Source organism: Mycobacterium sp. 852002-51971_SCH5477799-a (assembly GCF_001667145.1).
Taxonomy (GTDB): Bacteria; Actinomycetota; Actinomycetes; order Mycobacteriales; family Mycobacteriaceae; genus Mycobacterium.
In genome coordinates, this window is the sequence record NZ_LZIF01000063.1 from 1 (window position 1) to 21,331 (window position 21,331).

Genomic DNA, 21,331 nt, shown 5'->3' on the forward strand with positions numbered 1-21,331 from the left:
GCCGCACACGACACCTACGCCGACGACGGCGCCGTGATCGACAAGGGCGTCGCCTTCGCCTCCAGCCACCTGGGCATAAGCGGGCCGGCCCCGGTCGCGGCGCCGACGGCAGGGTTTGGCAGCTGACAAGCCGGTCGCGGGAGCAAAGACGAACGCGAACACCACCGACAGCGTCGCCAACACATTGGCCTCGTCGCGCCGCGGGCCCGGAGGCGGCGGCATCGGGTGGTGGTGCGGGCCGGGCGAACCCGCACCGAACGGATTGGGCTGAAACGGGCTGGGTTAAAAGGTTGGTCGTGCGCTAGCCCGGGACCTTGTTGAGAATGAAGTGGATGATCCCCAGGGCGGCGTGCCCGGCGCGGTCGGCGTCGGTCGTCGACCACGCCCCGACGTCGATGACCACATTGGCTTTGGCGGCGATCGCGCGGGCGCCGAAATCGGGCGTCGGGAAGTCCGTCACGGTTTCTATGGTCGTGATGCCGTTGCCTGCATCAGCGGGCGCCGCGATGGTGACCTGGTAAGTTCGCCCGTCGGGCCAGGTTTCACGGACGGTTGAGCCGCCGCACCGACGCCAGCCGGCCTGCAACCTCCCGAGCTGCCCCTCAGCGGCCGTCGCATCGTGAAAACTTGAGACACCTTCACCGACGTCCCACATGTTGTGAGGATCGTTAGTGCCGGAGAAGACCGACTCGGAGTAGCCGACGACTGCCGTCACGTCGTAGGCCTCGGGTGCGGACTCCTCCATGACGGCCAGACATTCTCGGCGATCCAAGGCGGGCCTTGCGGGATCCGGCGTGGGGCGCTGGTACGTGGCACGGACGGTCAGGTCGTTATCGCCGCTGTAGTTTTTGACGTCGTCGAGGGTGGCCAGCAGGCCGTCCATAGCGCTGGGGGCGACGGTGGGAGTCGGCGGCGGCTGAGTGGTTGTCGGCGTCGGTGCGGCGGCTTGAATCGACTCAGCCTCAGGCATCATCGCCGCGACAATCAGTGCGATCACCAATGCGGTGATGAACACATACGACAGCGTCACCCCGACCAAGGCTCGCTCGCGACCGCGCTGACCGGTGTGGCGAATCTGCGCTAATCCCAAGTGCCCCAGTATCAGTCCTGCGGGGGCGAAGACGAAGGCAAACACCACCGACAGCGTCGCCAACACATTGGCCTCATCGCGTGGCGGGCCGGGAGTCGGCTGCGGTGCCGGATGCGGGCCGGGCGCACCGGTCCCGAACGGGTTGGGCTGAAATGGACTGGGGCCAAACGGATTAGTCATCGGCTCAACTCGGGATCTTGCCCAGGATGTAGTTGACGATGTCCAGGGCGGCTTGCTGGCCACGATCGGTGTCCACCAACACGACGTTGATGTCCACGACCACGTTGTTTTTGGCGACGATCGCACGATCGTTGCGTGATCGCAACACCGGGCCCTGCGCGGTCAAAACCATGGCGGTTATGCCGTTTCCGGCGTCGGAGGGGACGCCCATGGACACCGCGACCGGCGGCGACTGCTTGCCCGGGGGCGGAAGGATGTTCATCGTCGAGCCTCCACATTTTCGCCAGATCGACACTAGATTCGCCAATTGCCGCTGCGCGGCCGGCGGGTCCCGAAAGGCCATGAGCACCTGTCCCGCTTCCTTGAGGGCGGGCACGTCGTGGTCGTCGATCAGCACCAACCCGTAGTAACCGACGAGGGCCTGCATATCGGTGTTCGGAGCGCCGCCGCCCATCACCGGCCAGCACTCGGGGCGATCAACCGACGCGCTGTCGGAGTCCGGGCCCGGCTTGAAAGTGGGCGGAAGGGCAACGAGGTTGGGGATCCCCATGAACCGCTTGACGTCATCGATGGTCGGCAGCAGCCCCGGCAGTCCCGTCGGCGTGACCATGTGGGAGGGCGGCGTCGAACCCGTTGAGACTGCCGAGCTCGTGCGTGACGCCGTCCGAGACGAGCCGCCGTCGGTCTGCGCTGCCCACGCCACCACGGCCACCACCGTCAGCGTGATGACCGCATACGACAGCATCAGCCCGACTATCGCGCGGTCACGGCCCCGTTCGCCGGAGCGGCGTATCTGCGCAAGGCCCACGTGTCCCAGCGCCGCCCCGGCGGGCGCGAAGACGAATGCGAACACCACCGACAACGTCGCAAAGATGTTGGTGCGCCGCCGCTGCGGTGGCGGCGCTGTGTAGATCGGCGGGCCCGGCGGCACGCCCCCGTACGGAACACCACCGAACGGATTGCCACCGAAGGCATTGGGCCCGAACGGTTCCTGCGGATTGGTCATAACTGGATCCCGTCAGCCAGGAATCTTGTTGAGTATCTGGTTGGCGACGTCCGCGGCGGCTTGCCGGGCGCGGTCCGCGCCGTTGCCGGTGTAGGACACCAACACGTCGAGGACGACGTTGGCTCGGGTCGCGATCGCATGGACGGACAGCTCCCCCTCGGTCGCCATTTCCATCGTGGTGACTCCGTTGCCGGGCGAATTCGGTCCCTTCACTTGAAATGTGAACGGTCGGCCATCGGGAAAGGTCACCCGAACCGACGCGCCTCCGCCGCATTTGCCGAACGTGGATTGCATCCTCGCCAGTTGGGCTTGCGCGGTGGTCGAGTCGAGGAATGCCGCAATCGCCGAGCCGACCGTGACTGTGTTGTAGGGGTCAGCCCTGTCGATGAACGCCGGCATGTAGAACCCCAGCATCACTCCGACATCGTAGAGGTCTGGAATGCCGGCGTCGATCGCTCCCCTGCACTCTGGGCGGTCGAGGGTTTGCCCCATGGCGTTGCCGATGTTGGGCCGGCGCAAGATGTCGCCCATTACCAGAGACTGGTCGCCGGTAATGGTCTTGACGTCAGCGAGGGTGGGCGCCAAAGAGGCCAAATTGGACGGTGCCACCGTGGGCGGCGCCGCAGTGCTGGGTGCGGCGACATGCGCCGGGGCGGCAGCGGGTTGCAAGCCCCACACCACCAAAACGCCGGCCGCGACGATGATTACCGCGTACGACAGCACCGTCCCTACCAGAGCACGGTCACGACCCCGTTGGCCGGCGCGCCGGATCTGCCGAAGGCTCAGGTGGCCCAGAGCCGCCCCGACGGGGGCGAACACGAGCGCAAACACCACCGACAACGTCGCCAGGGCGTTGACCGGTTGTCGGTCTGGTGGCGGTGCCGTCGGCGTCGAATGCACCGGAGGCGTGACGGGGTTGCTGCCGAACGGCGTACCGCCAAACGGATTGCGCTCGAACGGATTCTGGGGTGGGATCGTCATGTTCGCCGCACGGATGCCTAGAGCACACCGAAACTCGAAGTCACCCAGCGGACCGGGTCGACGCAGCGGAACGGGGCGATGCCCCGGGCGTGTAGGCGCTGCCCGCTGGGTGGCTGGCCGAGGGCGGAGACGACGAAGAACCGATGTCTCAACCGTCTGGGCGTGGACGGGTTTTCGACCCCGGCGATGATCGAGCCGGCGTTGAGCCGGGTGAGCAGACTGCGCACCTCCTCGTGCAGCAGCTGACCGTCGTTGTCGTCGTAGAGCACGGAATCCGAAGGATCACGCAGATAGGCGGCCCCGGCGTTGGACATCACCATGCTCCACTCGGAGCCGTCGACATCCCGCAGCGCCCGAAGCGCGTCGAACTTCGACAAGATGACCGCCAGCCGCGGTTCCCCGGATCCGATGGCCATCATCACGTTGTTCAGCACGCCGCGCGGGTCTCCCCCGCTGACCATTTGCGGGGGCAGCAGGTCCTGCAACTGATCCCGAATGGATTGCACCCGAAGCGGATCGAACATGAAGAACACGGCCTCGGCGTTGCTGAAGAACCGAAACGGAGGAGAATGAAGGTTTCCCGATTCCATGTCCTCACCGGCGACGTCGCGCAACACCAGGTAACGCTGAATCCCGTGCCACGTGCCCAGGCTGAAGATCAGCGGCTCGCGCTGGGTGGAGGTCTGGGTCATCATCGTGGGCGTCGGCGGGATGAGACCGCGCTGCACGAATAGCGGTGTCTCGTAATGGGTGGTGTACGCGACGGCCGTCGAGCGCGTCGCGGGCGCCATCGCGAACCCGAGGTGTTCGCACAACAGCTGCAGTTGACGGACCAGCACCCCGATGTAGAGGCTTTTGCCGGTGGCCCGGGCGCCCGCCATCGCGATGCAGTACGCCTGACCTTCGCGCCACCGGTCGGGCAGGGTGAAATGGCAAATCGGGCAGATCTCGAGAACGGGACCGCGCAGCGCCTGCGCGGCGATGTTCGGTGGCGGCGGACCGTTGTATCCGGGCGGACGGTCCCACCGGAACATCGGGCCGATATCGGCCTTGGCACCCAGGAACGCCGAGCCGACCTCGTCGTGGTAGCGGGGTGCGCCGCTGGCGGGCGCGAGCGTCCACAGGTGATGATCGGGATCCAGAAGCCCAAAGCAGCGTGGACATTTCGTCAATATCGGCTGGGCGGTCGGGGCGGTCATGTCAGTGCCCGAACAAGGCCGGCGGCGATCTCGTCGAGCACCTGCGGATGCGCCAGCAGTTCGGCGGAGGCATCTTGCCCCGACCGCGGCGCCGGCAGCCGCGGCCCGGCGACACGGCGGTCATCGGTCAACGTGATCAAGGCAAATCCGCGGTGCACGCCGCTGGCCGGGAAGTCCGAACAGGCCACGGTGGCGATGTCGGTGCGCAGCCGCGACCAGCGCGCACCCGCCGACCATCGCGGCTGCACCTTGCGTACCGCCTCGGCCAACCCCAGCCCCGGTCCGGGAGCATGGCTGTCCACCGGGACCTTGGTGACGTCGGCGCCGACAAGAACCGCCGCCACGTCGTGAATCCCGAGGGCGTCGGCCACCCCGACCGCCATGTCGGTGGCGGTCGCCGCGCTGCCAACGGCGAACCAGGGTCGCATCGAGGCCGAACTATTAAGCGCGACAACAAGTTCGGTGTGAGCCTGCTTGCGGTCGCGGCCGATGAGACGCCGCGCGGCCGTGCGCGCCGCGGCGGCCAGCGGGCTCAGCGCCGTGTCGGCGGCGGCGGTGACGGCGACTTCGATGTGGTGACCGGCCGGACGCAGCTCGGCGAACACCACCGCGGCGTCGCCGCTGACATCCACCGGATCGAAAAGCACCTGCACGGGGTCGGCTTCGTCGGGCACATCGTGCGCGATCGCCAGGTGCACCACGGCGCCGGCACCGAACTGCGTGGTGAATGCGGGCCGGACGGAGACGGTGACGGGACCGGTCAGCGAGGGCAAGACGACATGATGAGGGCTCGAGCGCACGACGGGTTGGCCCGGTGCGCCCTGGATGTCGAGCGCGGCGTCTCGGACCGCGCCGCTGATGGACACCGAAAGCGGCCCAACGGGTATGTGCGCGCGTTGATTACGTGCGGTCAGGGCATAGATCGGCATCAGTAATTCCTCCACGTCTGAACCGGCGGGGCCGTCAGCGAAGCTTGCCCGTCAGCGCGGCGGGCCAGCGCCGTGTTCACCAGCTTCCGGTATCGCCGCGGCGGCGCTCCGTCGTTGTTGCCGGCCATCCGCATCATCACCGCGAGCACCCCCTCCTGGTCGTCGTCGCTGAACTGCCGGCGCGCCGTAACGGCCGCGGCGGCCGCGGCCAGCACTCCATCGACGGCATCGCCCGGCTCGGCGGCGTCGGTGCGCAACAGGCTGGCCGCCACAACCTCGTTCGCCGTGACGATCTCGCTGTCGGCCAGCGCTAGCACCTGCTCGGTCGCCGCGCCGGCCACCACCGGGTCGCCGGCCAGCTGGCCCGCCAGGACGGGTCGCGGCTGTCCGGCGATCAGACCCAGGACCGCGAACACCGTCACCCGCACCGAGCAGTCGAGATGTATTCGCCCAGGCCCGATTTCGCCCAGTGCTGTGTCCCACAGCCCGGCATAAGCCTTCTGATGAGTGTTGAGGTAGCCGCGCTGCACCCAGGACGCGGGACCGACCATGCGTAGGGCCGCGCACGCCACCACCAGGTCGTCGCTGTTCGCGCCGGTGATCGCGTCGGCCAACCGGGCCAACGATTCACTGTCGGGCGCCCCCAGCAGCGTCGGCAGCAGCGCCGCGGTGTTCAAGGCGGCGCCGCCCGCAACCAGAAGTTGCGCGGGGTCCCAGATCCGGCCGGCCGCCAGCTCTTCGCGGCGCGGCGACCCGTTGGCCGCGAGCCACCACAACTCGGCGAAACAATCCGCCTCACCGGGGTCGCGTTCGGCGCGCATGCCGCACACCGCAGCTCGTGTCCACGTCGCGTCCCATGGTTGAGCGCCAAGCAGTTCGCTCGCCGCGGGCATGGTGGATCCTTCGGCGAACCAGTCCAGCACGGCGTCGCTGATGGTCGCGGCGCCTTCGCAGCTCAGGCGCAAAGTTGCGGCGGCCGCAGCGATCCGGGTTTCGGGGCCAAGCCGGTGTGTCAACCGTCGAGCCAGCGTGGGCCCGGTGTGCGGGTCGGCCAGCTGGGCTGCGACCCGTTCGGTGAGCGCCTGACTCAGGCGATCATCGTCGACGCCCGCGCGCAGGAGCAGGTCGATCAGTTTGAGCAGCCGCTGCGGGTCGCCCTCGGCGCTGGCCCGGTCCAGCGCCGGACCCAGCGCGGCCGCCAGCGGTTCTGGAACCTGACGGCCGTGGTAAGTGTTGGCGCTCAACGGAATCGGGCCGAGTTGATCCAGCCAGGTGTCGTCACCGATCGCGCGGCATAGGTAGGTCAGCGCGGCGTGTTCACCGGCGAATCCGGGCAGGTTCTGTTCCGCCGCCTTCCACGCGTCGGGTGTGGTGTGGCCGACGAGTGCCGACAGCGCTTCGTCGACAAGGCGTTCGGTCGGTGATCCGGGGGTGATGCCGGCCGGCGAGTGGGCGGTGATGATGGCGTTGGCCTCGGGATGGGCGGCCGCGAAGTCTTCGTCGGCGGCGATCGTGACCGCCAGCGGCCAGGCCGGGTGCAGGTCCCGGTCCTCGGTTTGGGCGGCACGGCGGTCGAGCTCATCGAGCACCGCCAGTGCCGACTGGGGATCGAGCAGAACCTCCTGTGCCATTACCGACCATGCGGTGACGTCGATCGCCTGACCGGCGGCGGTCCGATGCGGTTCGCCACCCAGCTCTCCCAGCGACAGCGTCGCGGTTTCGTCGATGACGACGAAACCGGTTGGCAGCGTGCTCAAGTCACCGATGGGCACCGCGGCGAGGTGCGCGATGGCATGCTGCGGCGAGCCGAGTTGGTCGGCGCGGTCGAAGGTGCTGAAGTTCAGTTTGGCCGCGGTTCCCGGTGACATCAAGAAGCTCACCAGGCCGATCCATTGTGCGGCCGAGTCGACGGAGACGGCGCCTAAGACGACGGGTGCGCCGCCCGCGAGCGCGGCGGCCACCGCGTCGAGTAGCCCGAGCAAGGTGCCGACCCGCCAGGTGCTGGTGTCGAGCGCGAATGCGATCGCACTTTCCCGGGTGACGACTTGCGCCACGCCCGGCGGGTCGGCGGGCAGGGCGGCGCGCTCGACCGCGGCGGCACCGAACGGGCGTAACCAGGCAGACGAGCCCCACCGCTGAATGGGGCGCGGCCGCGGCTCGGAATCCGGTGCCCGGTCCAGCAATACGTGGGCGAAGACGTTGCCCGGGCGCCCCGTGCTGTCGGCGCCGGCGGCAACGGTGTGCCAGTAGCCGGCCGCGTCGCTGGCCCAGCGGCGGTACTCCAGCCGTCGTGGCGCCGCGTCCAACTGTTCCGGGGTCGGGTAGTCGGGTAGCGGTGTGACGGGCCGAAAGGCGGTGCGGACACCCGACGCCAGGCGTTGTGTCTCCTCGGGCGACAAATCTCCGGTGGTTTGCTTCACCTGCCAGCCGCCCGCGCCGCCCGGCTGGTCGAAACTCGTGTAGGCCAACTGGCCGTAGCGCGGGGTCACGGCGCACCCACGCTCAAACGAAGGTTGTGCACCGGCGGGTCCAGGAGCGCGATGGTGCGCAGCCGCGCCGCCGACGGCGTGTTGACGAACAATCGGATCCATCCGCGTCGGCCCCGCAGGTCGACGGCCCACGGCTCGGCGGTGCCGGCGGTGGTCAGGGCCGACCACCGCAATTCCTTGGAGGGGGTTGCCGCCAGCCCGCCCTGCGCGTCCAGGGGCGCGGCGTCGAGCGCCTCACCGTCGGTGGGCGACAACGGAATTCGGTCGGGATTGTTGATCAAGACAAATGCCGGTGAGCCCGGCACTTCGTATTCGGATCGCATGTAGATGGTGGCGTGCGACGGCTGGCCGTGCGGATCGCGGCTCAACTGCACCGCGTACTGCAGCCGCAACAAGCCCGCGTATTCGATGCTGCGTACGGTCCCGATGGCCCGCCGGCCGGCGGAGAACGCCACCGGCGCCAGATGCAGGGAACACCCGCTTACCGGCAGTTTGCCGTTGGGCAGTTGCAGACCGCCGTACTTCTCGTACTGTTCGACGGTGATTTCGTAGGACGTGCCGGTCAGACCGTTGCGGGGGTCATAGCCCTTGGGCGCCAGATACACTACGACGACGGCGGCGCCCTGCGGCCAGTCGAACGTCAACACCTGCTTGTTGCAGTATTCGGCCAGCTCGACGTCCCGGATGACCCCAGTGCGCACCGAACAGAAAGTCTTGCCCAGCAACGCACGACCCGCCAGCACGGTGACCGGGGTGAAGTACGCGCGGCTCCAGTCCGTCGGCCAGGACACCCCCGACATCATCGACCGCGGCCGTCCGTCGGGACCGGGCCGCTGGGTAATCGGTTGCGTCAAGCGCAAATCCGGGGTCAGACCGACCTGCTCGAGCGCCGCCTCGGGCAGGTCGTTGGCCTCGGCGCCGGCGGCCGGGCCCTTCTGGCTTCGATAGATCACCACCTCGCCGGCGGACGGCGCCTGCCAACTGAGCTCGAAGCCGTCGGCTGCTCCCGGTGCCGACGTGACCATCAAATCGGTGACCGGTGTTAGGACAGCGGCGATTTCGACCTCGGCGTCGACCGGTGCCGCCAGCCGCAGCACACCGTTGACCGGGACCGCGGCCCGAATCCGATACACATAGTGCCGTCCCGGCGCCGGGTCTGAGTCGACGAATCCGGCGCGGTTGTCGCGGTCCAGCAGGATTCGATGCTGGGGCCCCTCGCGGCCAGCCTCCTCGGTCAGCATCCGGGAAACGAACACGGTGCTGACGGCCGCGGGCACCGTCCAGCTTCCGATGACCTTGCCGTTGTCCTGCCGAACCACGCAATCGCGCACTGGGCTGATGGCCACGCCTTCGGCGTGCTTGATCGGTTGCGCCGCAAGCGCTTCGGCGCGGGTACTACCGACGTTGACCCAGACCTGGTAGTAGCGCACCGCGGCGACCAATGGCTCCTGGTCGGCCGCGGTGGTCGCGAGGGTGGCCGCCACCAACCGGGCCCGGTCCGGCGAGTACGGCGCGTTGTCCTCCTGCGCGACCAGCCGGTAGATCACCACGGCATCGCCGCCCGGTAAATACGGGGTCCAGGTCAGCTCGCTGCCCGCAGTGTCGCCGTCTTCGGGCCGTGACGGTCTGACGGTGACGGCGGCCAGCGGGCCGGTCTGTTCACCGAATGCGTATGCAGCGAAATCACCTGCGCTCAACGGCGATTCGTCACTAGTCGTGCTGTCTGCGGCGCCGGTCGGTTCACCCTCGGGTCCCACCGCGGACAGGCCGGCCGGACGGTGCCGTCCCGGTGACGGCTCCGACTCCACCTCTGCCAGGACGGCCGCCAACTCCTCGGCGTACTCGGCGACCGAGCCGGGCAACATCGCCCGAATCTGTTCCACCTCAGTGCGTCCCGACCGCAGAATCAGTCGCAGGTGAGTTTCCTTGAAGCCCGCCTTGGACACCGCCCCGGAATCGATCAGGCGCTGGCGCCACGCGATCAGGGCGTTGAGGCGGGGATCGTCGGCGTCGCCGGCATGTTGCGGATCGGGCATGGCTAGAACACCAAATCCCCGCCGGGCGGCACGTCGCGGTGCTCGGTGTGGGTGATCACCGCGGTCTTCTCCATTTCCACACCCGACGCGGCGGCCAGCGGCACCTCGAACAGGGTGAAGTCATAAGGCGCCAGCCCGTCGCTGGCCTGCACCACCGTGGCGCGAAAACCCAGGCCGGGCCGCGCCAGCGCCGCCGTGTCAATCGCCACCGCGCAGCGACTCGCGGTCATCGCCGCGTCGGTGAACACCGATCCGTCGAACGGGGCGGCGTGACCCGGCCGATGGTCGACAACGCCGGCCGCGAATTGTTCGGAGGGGACATGCTGCCCCATCGCGGGAGCGAATACCGCACCGGTCAGCGCGGTGCCCACGCGGCTGTCCTCGGCGAACATCTGCTCGACCCGTTGCCACAGCGCCTCGGCGCCGGTGGAGTGCACCTGCCCGGACGCCACGGCCGCCGACCATTTATCCAGACCCGAGGCGGTCCGCAAACCCGGCATCCGATAAAGCATTTCGGGCTCCTCCCGTAGCCGCTCCGCGGCGTGGGAGACCATGTCCTGCCACGGCTTGGTCAGCCAGCCGAGCGCGTACAGGCGGCGCTGAATGGCATGCGCCGCATCGTCGGCGCGCTCCGCGCCGGGATCGGCGACCCCGACCTGGGCGCAGCGGGGCAGGCCGTCGGAGATCAGCGGCGCCGCCGAGCGCCCGGCGGGCGCGGGCCCGAAAGGTGCCCGCAGCACCGGCCCCAGCACGCGACACCAGGACAGATACTGGCCGTACGCGGTGGACAGGCGGCTGACATCCTGCAGCGCGGTCTGCAGGTTCGCCTGCATCATCTCGAGCTGATTCTGTTGCGATTTCCGCAGATTCATCAAGGTGAACATGTCGCGCTGGGCGAACAGGAACAACGTCAGCGACACCACAATGTAGAGGCCGAGCAGAATTCCGCCCGTGATCAGCGTGTATTTCCAGCCGGTGAAGCCGACCGCCGCGAGGCCGACCAGCACGACGATTACTCCCAAGGTCGCCCACGTCATTGTGGCCAGGATGATGCCGATGGCTTGCTGACGGGCGCGCACCCGCTCGTCGATCGAGATCTCGCTGGCCGCCCGCTGAATCTGTTCGGCGATCTGCGCCACCTCGGTACGGGCCCGCCCCAGGAAGTCGGTAAGGATCGATCCCGCCTGCCAGGCATAGCTTTTCGACGCGTGCTGCTGCCAGCGCTCCAGTTCGGTCGACGCCCCGCGCGCCTCGACGCCGGAGGCGGGGTCGGAGTAGGCGCGTTGCAGCCGCTGGCGCAGATCGGCCGCGCCCAGCACGTCGGCCGGCTCCAGGTCGCTGACGCCGATCACGGCGGCCAGCGACGTCGGGATCGCCGTGAACCGGTCGGCGCGGCTAGGCACGACGTCGGCGGCACTGGCCAAAACACCCACACCAGCGCCCACTTGAATCGGGTCGAGCCCCTTCGCGCGGCGTCCACCGTCGGCAAGGGTGAGTGCGCCGTTGACGAAGTCGATCCAGAGCGCGCTCAAATCCTGTTGCGCCAGCTGCCCGTTGCCCGCTGACCCGCCGATGGCCGCGTTGAGCGTGTCGGCGCTGCGGCCGAGATCTTGCCAGTCGGCGAGCTGGCTGCTGGTGACCACCGAGAACGCCGATTCGCGGCCGCCGAACACGGTGCCCTGCACCGTCGAGGCCAACACCGCCGAGACCGATCCCTTTACCGCCGACAACCACGCCGATGGCGCGTTGCGCAGGGCCCCGCCCATGAAGCGCAGAAACATTTTCAACGCCGCCCAAATCGAAATGGCCTGTGTGGCAACGTCGTCGACGCCCAGCCGGGGTCCGCGCAGCACATCACGATGTTTGGTCCACAGCGCGCGGGCCATCGTTTGCGTGGCCGCCGAAACGTCCTCCACATACAGCACCGGCACCTGCCCGCCATGGGGCAGCGGCAGCCGTCCGGCCGGATCGAACAGCCGCGCCCGCAGCCGGCGTTCCACCTCGGCGGTATCCAGGCTGCGGTAGAACGCGCGCACCGCCCGCAGCGTCTGGCCCGGCAGAATCTCCACACTGTCGAACGGGGTCTGCTGCACATCGGCCCACAAACCGGCCACCGCCGCGACCACCGGCGCGGCGCGCTGGGCCAGATCCAGCGGTTCGGCGAGATTCCCCCACGGCACCGCACCCAACCCGGGTGCCGGTGAATCCTCCGGCGCGATCAGCAGGTTGTGCCAGCCCTCCACCACGACCGACGAGCCGAGCTGACTGGCGCCCGCGCGCCCGCTCGTGAGCAGCATCCGCAGCAGGGTCATCCCGGCGCCCCTGGCGGTGCTGCGCACCACCTGTTCGACGAACTGCTCGGCGGCCAACGGCGCTCGCTGCTCGGCCGGCGCATCGAGGGGAACCAATACTGCTACCCGAACCCGGTCATAATGCTTGGCGGTCAATACCTGTTGCAGCACGACGCTTTCCGACCTGCCATCGCGCACCATCGTCGCCGTCGTGGCGGGCCCCCGCGCATCGCGGGCATCGACCCAGACGAAGACGCCCAGCAACCCGGCGGCCGAATAATCGCACAGGATGCCCAGAAGCTCGTCGGTCTGCAGGTGCGGGGCCACGACAACGGTGAGCGAGGTGTCGGCGGATACAGCCATGGTCAGAACGTCCCGCCTTCGGGAATCACCACGGGCGCACCGCCGTCGAGCACCGGGCCGCCCGCCGCCGCGCCGGCCGCCAACGCCTCGGCCTCGTGCTGGATCAGGTTGATCAGCGCACCGGTGGCCGCGTATACGTCGGGCGCCAGGTCGCGGAACATGGGCGTGTTCGACGCCGTGGTTCGCGTCGGCACCGTCGTGAACGCCCCACCCGGCGTGGCCCCGGCCATGTCCGCCGGAAGATACTGCGCCGCAACATCATGGATGGTGGTCAACCACTCGATCGCCGCCGCGGCGCGCTCGTCGGCGGTCTGGGCCTCGGCGATCCCCGGGACCCGAGGCTGCACCCCGGGCGCGCTCGAGGCCCCTTGCAGGAATTCGCGCAGCAGCCCCTGCGCCGACAAGGCGACGATGCCGCTGGCCGGGTCTTGCGAATGCGCGTCGTAAAGCTCACGCAGCACGCTGTAGGGCCGCAGCGATCGCATCACCGGCGGCTCGTGCGACTGCGCGATGGCCAGCAGGATCGATTCCAGTACCGCAGGCAACCAGTCGTACGGGGCGTGGAACGCCGACGGCGGTGTCAGCAGCGGGTTCGGGAAGTTCAGCCACTGCCCACTGTCGGCGTCGTAGATCCGCACCGGCTCGGTGAACGGCGACGCGGGGATCTGGATGCGGCCCAGCAGCTGGCCGACGAACCAGCCGCCGGTCATGGTGAATCGCTGGTCGTCGGTCATCGGCAGCGACGCCGAAAGCGGCCGGGAGCGACGGTATTTCCAGAAGGCGCCCCGTCCGGGACCCGCGGTCTGCGCCCATTGCTGAGCCGCGGGCTTGAGCACCGAGTCGAACGCCAGCGGCGAATAGTTGGGATACGAGCCGAAGATGTCGATGCGGGTGACGCTGTCCTCGTCGGACAGCGACCGCCCGTAGTTGTCCTTCGTCGCCTGGTCGATCCGCGGATTGTTGCGGATGACTTCGAACAGTTCGCGGTCAACCGGTTGACCGGCGAACGGAATCTCGGAGAACTTGTAGCGGTATTCGGTCTGCTGACCGGGGTGGACTCGCTGCAGCGCCTGGTCGTTGACGCTGGCCAGCGGTCGCGCCAGCGACAGCGCCTCGGCGAACTTGGTGGCGATGTCGCGGCGGCGCGCCACCAGCTCGGACTCCGATGCTCCCGCCCCCTGCACGTAGTCGCGCAGCGACACCTTACAGAATTCGGCGAACGACTCCCCGGGACGCTCCACGTAGAGCCGGGCGCGTCGCAGCAATTCCACTGGGCGGGTGTGGATGTCGAACTGCGCGATCGAGGGCACCCGCGCGCGGCCGGTCTCCGGATCGGTGCCCAGCGCCCGCGTGACCCACGTCGCGGTGCGCTCGATCAGCCCGCCGGGGGCGGCCACCCCGCCGGTGGTCTGCCACTCCCCCAGGATCACCCGCGTGGTGGCCTCCTCGATAGCCGACTGCAGCGGGATCATCGCGTTGGCAGCGGCCACCGCCTTCGGCAGGTCGGCCTCGTAACGGCCCTTGAAGGCGGTCGAATTGATCAGCAGCACTTCGTTGTTCGCCTCCGCGAACCGGCTGGGCACCAGTTCGTCGGCGTCCGCCGGCCAGGCCGCGTATTGGTCGGTGGCCAGGCGCGCGAGGCCCACGTCGGTCGGCGGCTCCGAGCGGGCGTTCTCCAGCTGGATCATCGCCTCGCTGAGCCGATCCCGCAGCGGCACCAGCAGCTCCAGACCGACCACCCGCAGCACGTCGGCGATGCGGGCGGCCGCGTCGGCGAACAGCTGACGGCGCACCGTCGCGCGGAACCCGTCCACCACGGCGGCCACCACCTGGTCGGTGTTGGTCATCACCCCGTGCAGCGACTTCAGCCCGGCGTCCACCTGCGGCGACATCGCCACGATGTCGGGTGGACCCATGTTGCCCAGCTGCGCAACCCCCGCGGTGAGGTGGTCATCGATGTGCCGGCGCAGCTGGTCGACGACTTCCCGCGCGAAGGGCAAGCCCAGCGAGGCAACGGCCGCGCCGACGACCCGTTCGAGCCGGTTGGCGAAATCTTGATGCCACTGAAAAGCCATGGCGTAGGCCGCATCAGCGCAGGCCCGGGTCAACTCGGCGCGCCGGTTGTGCACGGCCTGCCGCATGGTCGGCACCCACTGTTCGGCGGCGACGCCCTCCGGGTTGGGCAGGTGGTTGCGCAGCTGACGGTCGATGAGACCGTTGACCGTGGAGACGACGGTGTCGGTCGTGAAGGCTTCGGTGCCGATCCAACGCCCCAGCTGGCTCACCCGGGTCTGTTCGTCGCCGGCGCTGGGCGGCAACCCCAATTCGCCGCAGAGCGCAGCCCATTGGCTGGACAGCAGTGAGTCCAACTGCTCGGTGCTCGATGCCGGATTGCCCCTTTGCATGTGCCCGTCGAGCAGTTTGTCCACGCAGCTGCGGGCCAGGCGCTGGGCGGCGTATTCGGCGTAGCGGTCACGGCCCATGCTCAGGCTGGAGAAGCCATAGGTGCCCCAGGGCAACACATCCCACGACGAGATGCCCCAGCCCAGCAGGTCGCGATCGCCCACCGGGGACGCGGTGTTGCCCAGGTCGTAGGCAACGAACTGGTCGCTGGCCCGGCCGCTCATCATCAGTCCCGCCAGCCCACGCGCCAGTCCGCGGTACACGGCATACTGCGAGCCGTCGCCGAACAGGGTGCGGTCGGCGCCGATGTAGCGACCAACCGGGAACACCCGCGCGAACGGAATCGGTTCTCCCTCACCGTGATGGTGGCCCAGAGCACGCAAGATTCGCACGTCGTGTTCGCGGGCCGCACCGGACTGGCTGGCCACGATCTCGCCGAGCATCGCCAACGCGTTGGCCCGCACGCCGATGATGGCGCTCTGCGGTAGCGAGTCGAAAATGTCGGGGGTCACCATGAATACGCCCATCAGGCGCGGATCCAGACCGGTGACCAAGGTCAGCAGGCGGCATACGTCCAGCGCCATCGAGGCCCCCGCACCGCCGGCCATCGATGACACCACCAACACCAGGGGCGGTTCGTTGGGGTCGAATCGACCCATGCCCGGCACGTCGACCGTCGACATCTCGGAAACGGTCTCGACGCGAAACAGCGTGTCCCACGCGGCCTGTAGGCGGGCGTGGATCTCAGCGGCCTTGCTCAGGGTGATCATGCGCCCGATCGCCCGGTACTGGCCCGCGCCGGCCGAGATCGGGATCGACACCTCTTGCGGGCTGCGCGGCGCCCAGGTGGCGATGGTGTCCAACGCCGATTCGGCCGCCAGCCGTTGCGACAGCGCACCGTCGAGAACGGCGTAGCTGCTGCCCTGTGGTCCGCACCCGACGTAGCTGCCGCCCTGGGCGGGGACGTTCGCCAGCCCCTCCGGGCCCGACTCCGCGGCACTTGGGACGTCGATGTGGACGAATTGCCAACCGGCCAAGAGCTTTTCGATTCCGGCGGTGTGCAGTTCGGAGCGCAGCTGGTCCATCATCAGGGACAGCGTGGCGCCGCCGGAACCGCCGCAGCCCACTACCAGGAATCGTCGCATCAGGTGCCCTCTCCGAACGGGTCGAATGGATCTGGGTCAAATCGATGGGAGGGCTGCGTCGCCTCGGTCGGCGGGAGCCCGGGCGACCCGCCGCCCGCGCGCTCGTCGTGCTCGTCGCGCTGTTCACCCTCGTCGCCGTACCGGTATCCCGCGGCCATCGTCTCGTCCTGGCGGAATATCGGTTCGGGAATTGGCCGCTCTTGTGTCTCCGCCTCATTGAAGCCGGGCGGCACCGGCCCTGTCGCCGCGGGGGACGGCGGCGCCGGCCTCGAAGCCGGCGCGGACGGTGCTGAAGGTGCTGCAGGTGCTGCGGGTGCTGCGGGCGCCGCCCCGAACGACGAATCAGCGTCGCCGCCAAAGGGATCATCTCCGGCCGGGCCGACCACGACGCCCGCGGGCGTGTCACCGAACGGGGAGGCCGTCTCGCCCGGCGCCGCGAACGCTGCCGACATACCGGCCTGCACGGCACGCAGCCGCAACCCGGCGAGCAGGTCGGGCAGCCGTTGCGCGACGTCTTCGTAGAGCCGCTCACGCGCGATGGTGTCGGTGGTTCCGGCCACCAACAGCAATACCTCCGCGGCGTTCTCGGGCCCGTACGGGTTGTGCAGCAGCACCCAGGTGTTGTGCACCGCCAGCGGCAGCACCGCGCGCAGGCCCGTGTTGTCGGAGCCGGGCAGCTTTGACCCGACGCTGACCATGCCCTCGGCGTCGACGACCACGTGGCCGGATCCGAACGGGCTGCGCCCCAGCGCAACCGAGAGATTGACCCCGGCCACGGACAGTTGGCGGGTGCCACCGGGCGGCAACCCGGTCACGGGTTGCACCAGGTCGGTGTCGGCCATCACGAACGGTTCACCGCCGCGCAACACCGCGTCGTGCTCGACCTGCACCGCGATGCGTTCGGCCAGCAACGGATTGTCCGGGATCTTGCTGACCCACCACTTCGATGCGTACAGCAGCGCCATCGGGATTCCGGGACCCAGCAGCAGGGCGGCGATGAGCACCAGGATGAAGTTGGTGGTGTTGAGCGGGTTGATCATCGACGCCGTGAAGGCCACCGGCACGGTCTGGGCGTCGCCGGGGTTGTCCAGCGTCGAAACATGAACGGGCACGGCGCCGTTGAGCCCGCCGTGTCCGTTGTGGTCGGTGCGCAGGTTGACCGATAGTTGTGCGGTCTCCCCCGCCTGCACCTTGAGGCAGTGCTGGCCCGAGTTCGTTGGTGAACCCAGGTGCGGTGTGCCGATGCCATCGGGCGCCCCCGCGACCGTCGGGGTATCGGTGTCGCTGATCCAGGCGCAGCCCGGTCCGGTGACGTTCAGCGTCGCGGTTGCCCCCTTGGCTCCCTCGACGGTGCCGAAGTCGATGCGCTGGCCCGGGGTCGGCAGGCCGACTTTGGGCAGAATCTGCACGGGCACATCGACTTCCTGCGGCGACAACTGGGTGCCGGCGATCGGCCCGCCGTTCTGGTCGGTGGTGTTCGCGGTGGTGATCACCAGCGACATCCGCAAGGTCGCGTGCCCCGGGGAGACTTTGGTCAGATCGGCGTCGACGGGTTTGGCGATGTCGTCCTTGCCGGCCGCCGTCAGCAGCGGAATCGGTGCGGCGCCATCGGGACCCAACGACGCCGACATGGTGGCCGTACCGGCCAGGTCGCTCGGGGTCATCGGCTTGCGTTGGCCGTCAACCAAACCGAAGACCAGGCCCTTGAGTGTCTGGCCGCTGTGCCAGGCGACCTTGTCGGCGCCCGTCAGGGCCGGGAAGATGTCGGTGGTGATGTGGATGCTGACCTTGGACACGGCGTCGGGGTGCTGGCCGGTGGTGTCGACGTAGACGATCGCCCATTGCCCGGTCCAGTGCGGGGCGTTGCCGTTCTGCAGCGAGATCGTTTGCGCCGATTCGGATTGCCATTGGTAGTTCACCGATACGCCGTCGACGTTGACGTTTTGGGCGCCGTCCTTCTTGGGTAACGGCAGGGTCTGCCCGGTCGGGGAGACGAGGTAAGGCTCGACACCGGGCACGCCGCCGGAACCCAGAATGTTGACCTCTTTGATGGACCGGTCGAGCACGAAGTTGTGCCGCGCCTCCGGGCACACCTTGATCTGGCAGACCCCGCCCTGGTCGGTCACGCCCGGATCCGGGTTGAGGGCGTCGAACGCGAACAACATGTCGTCGATGTTGGCGACGGGATAGAAGTCGCCGGGCACCGGATCGGTGATGGCGCCGCACGCCAGGCCCTGCAATCCCTTGCCGGTGCTGATCGCCGACATCACGTTGAAGTCACCGGGAGTCTGCTTGGCGCCCAGCCCGATTCCCAGCATGATGATGTTGCTCGACCGCAGCTGGTCGGCCAGGCCGCTGGGCCGGCAGATGGATTGCACGGCCTTCTGGGTGGTGTCGGGGATGCCGTTCGGTGAGTCCAGCGGGACCCCGTCGGCGTAGGGCTTGGTGACCGGACGGGCGGTGAAATCGATCATGCCGTCGGAGAACCAGGCGATGGCCTGGCAGCGCTGCCCTTTGTCGGCCGCGCCGCCGTGCGTAGTCAGCGCCTGCCGGGCCCCGTCGAGGGCCAGCCAGTAGTCGGTGTCGATGCCGGTGTTCTTCTTGGCGATGGGATCCAGCGACGCGCCTACGCTATCCGCGGTCGAGCCGGTGAGCTGGGTCCAATCATGTTCGGGGACATAGGTATCGGCGAACCCCGCCACCGCGACGTCGAGTTTTGCGCTCACCCGGTCGGCGTATTTGCCCAACGTGTGCACCAGGTAGCGGGCGGCTTGCACGCGCGCGGCCTGTGGATCGGTCTGCTGCAGGCTGCTCGACTCGTCGAACAGCAGCAGCAGATCGCCGGCCTTCTGCGAGGCGAGGCAGGCCCCGAATCGGCTCGCGCCCGGCGAGCCCGTCGCCGACGCGACGGGCGCCCAGCCGACCAGGTTCAGCACGACGACCAGGGTCGCGACCGCGGCCACCCGCGCCAGCGCCGCAAAGCCGTTGCGGCCGCGAGATATTCGAGAGGAGCTGGCCATCACAACGTCCCCGCCCACAGCGCAATCTGCCAGGCCCCCACCGCTATCCCTAGCAGGCAGACGGCGAGCACGATCCAGTACAGCCTCGATGTCCAGGTGGGCGCCGAGTAGATGGCCTCGGCGCGGCGCCTGGTGTCAACGCGGCTGAAGACCGCCAGCGCGCCGATCGCCAGCGGCCCGGCCAGCAGCCACCCGGCGACCGCGGCCGCAATCATCGGGCGGCCCAACGCGCTCGCACCGGCCAGGGCAATGCCGGCAACCCCCAGCGCCAAGGCCACCACGAACCACACCAGCGGCGGGCCCGCCGTCGTCAGCGCGCCGATGCCCGCCGGGCTCGCGGTGAGTTGCCCGAACGCGTCACGTCCACTCGTCGGGTCGAAGGCCGATGGTGCCTGGAAAGCATCGGAGGTTGCCGGTCGCGCGGCGGCGGGTCGCTGGTTGGCCCACGGATTGAATCCGCCCGCAAAACCCCCACCCTGCGCCGGCTGCTGTCCGCCCCCGGACTGGGCCTGCTTGCCCGGCCCGAAGTCGCTGAAGTCGAAGGGGTTTGGTGCGTTCATCGGTCTCAATACGGATTCAGGCAGAGGGCGAAGGAACGGTCGGGAGGTGCGGCCACGTAGACCGAGTTGCATTGGTTGTTCGAGCGCACCCGCGCGGCGACCGTGTACACCCCGTCGCGGTGTTCGCAGTCGACACCGAACAAGTCCAGCGCGTCATTGCCCGTGCTGTTGCGCAGCTGTAGCTCCACGCAGGTGCCTATCGGCACGGTCGCCAGGTCGAGCTTTGGGCCGCGCGGCACCGTGCTGCCCGGTGCGACCGACGTGATCACCCGCGGCGGTAGCGGCCTCGGCAGAGCGGAGCTGGACGCGGTCGCCGGCGTCGAGCTGCTCGGCCGGGTGCCCCAGTACACGCCGCCGAGGATCAGCAGGACGCACATCAGGTAGCCGATAGCCAGGCCGGCGATCGCCGCCGGGCGCCCGCGTTCGCCGCTGCGATTGATCTGCGGCAACGCGAGATGGCCCATCACGATGCCGGCGGGCGGAACGATCACCCCGAAAACCGGCGAGAGCACCGCCAGCGTGTTGTAGTCCGCGCGCGGCGGCTGTCCGCCGAACGGCGCGTTCGGATATCCGACCGGAGCCGTAGGCGCGCCGCCGTATGACACGGTGGGCGGCGTTCCGCCGAACGGATCGCCGGACTGCGGCGCAAAAGGGTCTTCGCTCGGATGCATCAGTTCACCCCACCGGCCGTAGCGGCGAACCGCTGTGTTGTGCGACGAGAGACGACTCGGTGCGGCCCCATCTGTCAACCCTTGAAGTCGACGATGCAGGCATACACGGTCTTGTTCTTGTTCCACAGCGTCGTGGGGGTCTTGCAGGAGTCGTTCGAGAGTAGCTGGGTCACCTGCAGCACGCCTTCGCGCACCTCGCACCTGACCGGGTAGATGGTGATGAAGTCCGCCTTCTCCGACGGATCCGGCTTGTTCTGCTGGACCTCGATGCAGTCACCCACGTGAAGGTCGCCGACGGAGACGCTCGGGCGTTGCGCCGGCGGGGCCGTGATCACCGTGGTGCGTGGCGGGGTCGGCGGGACGTACGGGCTGGGAGCCGCCGTCTTGACCGTGTTCGAATCCGATCCGCCGCTGGTGACCAGCCACACGGCCAGCGCGCCGATCGCCAGCACGATGAAAAGGTACGAGGCCGTCAGCCCGAAGATGGCGCGGTCACGGCCGCGTTCGTGGCGTTGGCGGATCTGAGACAGCGCCACGTGCCCCAGCGCGGCACCGGCCGGCGCGAAGACGAACGCGAAGATGGCCGACAGCGTGGCCAACGTGTTGACCTTCGGCCCGGACGGGAAGGACCCAGATCCCGCGGGCGAATGACCCGGCTGATTCTGGCCGAACCCGGGCCCCAGCCCCCCGAATGGGTCGCCACCGAACGGATCCTGATAACCGCTATACGTCATCGGCGCCCCTCGATGCTGGGCCGGAGCTGGTCACCCATCCCCCTGATCAAATCGCCATCCCATTCCCCGTCAACGCGCCCAGTCGGCGGCGTCCACCGTCACCACATGCCTTGAAACTCGTGACGTCCCACCGCAACAAATCAACATAGTCGGTGCAGGCACGACGCACTCTTTTTCCACGAGAAGCACCTTTCGGTACTGCTATATATAGTGGCGCGCCGCATACACGCGCAA

Annotated in this window: 13 protein-coding genes and 1 pseudogene; 1 reads left to right on the forward strand and 13 read right to left on the reverse strand. The window is 68.6% G+C overall.

The genetic code is table 11. The features are described 5' to 3' along the window. Positions 1 to 126, forward strand: a pseudogene (locus A5753_RS06905) (cutinase family protein); the annotation flags it as partial. A gap of 175 nt (positions 127 to 301) precedes the next feature. Here A5753_RS06905 and A5753_RS06910 read toward each other — a convergent pair. The 13 genes from A5753_RS06910 to A5753_RS06970 all read right to left on the reverse strand — a co-directional run bounded on the left by A5753_RS06910 (position 302) and on the right by A5753_RS06970 (position 21,097). After that, a complete protein-coding gene (locus A5753_RS06910; protein WP_067124846.1) occupies positions 302 to 1,270 on the reverse strand; it encodes a sensor domain-containing protein in 969 nt (322 codons plus the stop codon). 4 nt (positions 1,271 to 1,274) lie between these two features. Further along, positions 1,275 to 2,276 (reverse strand): sensor domain-containing protein, encoded by a 1,002-nt coding sequence (locus A5753_RS06915; RefSeq protein ID WP_067124850.1) that lies wholly within the window; start codon positions 2,274 to 2,276, stop codon positions 1,275 to 1,277. A 12-nt stretch (positions 2,277 to 2,288) separates the two neighbouring features. After that, positions 2,289 to 3,257, reverse strand: coding sequence for a sensor domain-containing protein (locus A5753_RS06920; RefSeq protein WP_067124853.1), 969 nt, complete (start codon positions 3,255 to 3,257; stop codon positions 2,289 to 2,291). Between the two features lie 17 nt (positions 3,258 to 3,274). Beyond that, positions 3,275 to 4,429, reverse strand: a complete 1,155-nt coding sequence (locus A5753_RS06925) for a hypothetical protein (protein ID WP_067125292.1) — start codon at positions 4,427 to 4,429, stop codon at positions 3,275 to 3,277. A 23-nt stretch (positions 4,430 to 4,452) separates the two neighbouring features. Continuing rightward, positions 4,453 to 5,385: a hypothetical protein gene (locus tag A5753_RS06930; RefSeq protein WP_067124857.1), complete on the reverse strand. Its 933-nt coding sequence runs from the start codon at positions 5,383 to 5,385 to the stop codon at positions 4,453 to 4,455. Next, positions 5,385 to 7,874, reverse strand: coding sequence for a hypothetical protein (locus A5753_RS06935; RefSeq protein ID WP_067124860.1), 2,490 nt, complete (start codon positions 7,872 to 7,874; stop codon positions 5,385 to 5,387). The genes A5753_RS06930 and A5753_RS06935 overlap by 1 nt, the downstream gene beginning before the upstream one ends. Beyond that, positions 7,871 to 9,910 carry a hypothetical protein gene (locus A5753_RS06940; protein ID WP_067124863.1) on the reverse strand — a complete coding sequence of 680 codons (2,040 nt, stop codon included), beginning with the start codon at positions 9,908 to 9,910 and terminating at the stop codon, positions 7,871 to 7,873. The genes A5753_RS06935 and A5753_RS06940 overlap by 4 nt, the downstream gene beginning before the upstream one ends. A gap of 2 nt (positions 9,911 to 9,912) precedes the next feature. Beyond that, entirely contained in the window at positions 9,913 to 12,564 is a 2,652-nt protein-coding gene (locus tag A5753_RS06945; protein ID WP_067124867.1) for a hypothetical protein, read from the reverse strand. 2 nt (positions 12,565 to 12,566) lie between these two features. Beyond that, positions 12,567 to 16,112, reverse strand: a complete 3,546-nt coding sequence (locus tag A5753_RS06950; RefSeq protein WP_067124870.1) for a tubulin-like doman-containing protein — start codon at positions 16,110 to 16,112, stop codon at positions 12,567 to 12,569. Beyond that, on the reverse strand, positions 16,112 to 19,132 hold the full coding sequence (locus A5753_RS06955) for a VWA domain-containing protein (protein WP_231990021.1): 3,021 nt from the start codon (positions 19,130 to 19,132) through the stop codon (positions 16,112 to 16,114). The genes A5753_RS06950 and A5753_RS06955 overlap by 1 nt, the downstream gene beginning before the upstream one ends. Further along, the gene (locus tag A5753_RS06960) at positions 19,132 to 19,692 is read right to left on the reverse strand and encodes a hypothetical protein (RefSeq protein WP_067124874.1); all 561 of its coding nucleotides are present in this window, start codon (positions 19,690 to 19,692) and stop codon (positions 19,132 to 19,134) included. The genes A5753_RS06955 and A5753_RS06960 overlap by 1 nt, the downstream gene beginning before the upstream one ends. Positions 19,693 to 19,697: 5 nt before the next feature. Beyond that, on the reverse strand, positions 19,698 to 20,363 hold the full coding sequence (locus A5753_RS06965) for a DUF4190 domain-containing protein (RefSeq protein WP_067124877.1): 666 nt from the start codon (positions 20,361 to 20,363) through the stop codon (positions 19,698 to 19,700). A 74-nt stretch (positions 20,364 to 20,437) separates the two neighbouring features. Continuing rightward, entirely contained in the window at positions 20,438 to 21,097 is a 660-nt protein-coding gene (locus A5753_RS06970) for a DUF4190 domain-containing protein (RefSeq protein ID WP_067124880.1), read from the reverse strand. Positions 21,098 to 21,331: the final 234 nt, after the last annotated feature.

Coding starts and splice junctions, on each gene's coding strand:
- A5753_RS06910 (WP_067124846.1), bottom strand. CDS start 1,270: ATGACTAATCCGTTTGGCCCCAGTCCATTTCAGCCCAACCCGTTCGGG.
- A5753_RS06930 (WP_067124857.1), bottom strand. CDS start 5,385: ATGCCGATCTATGCCCTGACCGCACGTAATCAACGCGCGCACATACCC.
- A5753_RS06915 (WP_067124850.1), bottom strand. CDS start 2,276: ATGACCAATCCGCAGGAACCGTTCGGGCCCAATGCCTTCGGTGGCAAT.
- A5753_RS06940 (WP_067124863.1), bottom strand. CDS start 9,910: ATGCCCGATCCGCAACATGCCGGCGACGCCGACGATCCCCGCCTCAAC.
- A5753_RS06955 (WP_231990021.1), bottom strand. CDS start 19,132: ATGGCCAGCTCCTCTCGAATATCTCGCGGCCGCAACGGCTTTGCGGCG.
- A5753_RS06960 (WP_067124874.1), bottom strand. CDS start 19,692: ATGAACGCACCAAACCCCTTCGACTTCAGCGACTTCGGGCCGGGCAAG.
- A5753_RS06965 (WP_067124877.1), bottom strand. CDS start 20,363: ATGCATCCGAGCGAAGACCCTTTTGCGCCGCAGTCCGGCGATCCGTTC.
- A5753_RS06920 (WP_067124853.1), bottom strand. CDS start 3,257: ATGACGATCCCACCCCAGAATCCGTTCGAGCGCAATCCGTTTGGCGGT.
- A5753_RS06950 (WP_067124870.1), bottom strand. CDS start 16,112: ATGCGACGATTCCTGGTAGTGGGCTGCGGCGGTTCCGGCGGCGCCACG.
- A5753_RS06970 (WP_067124880.1), bottom strand. CDS start 21,097: ATGACGTATAGCGGTTATCAGGATCCGTTCGGTGGCGACCCATTCGGG.
- A5753_RS06945 (WP_067124867.1), bottom strand. CDS start 12,564: ATGGCTGTATCCGCCGACACCTCGCTCACCGTTGTCGTGGCCCCGCAC.